The sequence below is a fragment of the Corynebacterium sp. MSK032 genome (assembly GCF_030232065.1).
Lineage (GTDB): Bacteria > Actinomycetota > Actinomycetes > Mycobacteriales > Mycobacteriaceae > Corynebacterium > Corynebacterium jeikeium_D.
This window is the reverse complement of the sequence record NZ_JASPJR010000045.1, coordinates 1-462: the sequence shown is the minus strand read 5'-3', so window position 1 is coordinate 462 and position 462 is coordinate 1. Positions and strand designations below refer to the sequence as shown.

1 rRNA gene is annotated in these 462 nt (G+C 50.9%); it reads right to left on the bottom strand.

What is annotated here, in order from left to right:
• A 23S ribosomal RNA gene (locus QP995_RS10830) occupies positions 1–329 on the bottom strand; the annotation flags it as partial.
• Between the last annotated feature and the right edge of the window lie 133 nt (positions 330–462).

Genomic DNA, 462 nt, shown 5'->3' with positions numbered 1-462 from the left:
TGCATCCCCACAACCCCACGCACGCAAACCCTGCCAGGTATCACACGCACGCGGTTTAGCCTCATCCACGTTCGTTCGCCACTACTAACGGAATCACAATTGTTTTCTACTCCTACGGGTACTGAGATGTTTCACTTCCCCGCGTAACCACCAATTAGACTATGAATTCATCTAACGGCGACCGCCCACAACGACGGCCAGGTTTCCCCATTCGGACACCCTCGGATCAACGCTCAGTTGGCAGCTCCCCGAGGCCTATCGCAGCCTCTCACGTCCTTCATCGGCCTACTATGCCAAGGCATCCACCATGCGCCCTTACAACACAACACACAAACAAATAACTAAGAACAATCACAAACAGAAAAACTGCTTGACAAAATCGAACTTACAGAAAAACAAGATGCTCGCGTCCACTATCCAGTTCTCACACAACACCCACACACCACACACAAACCACCACAA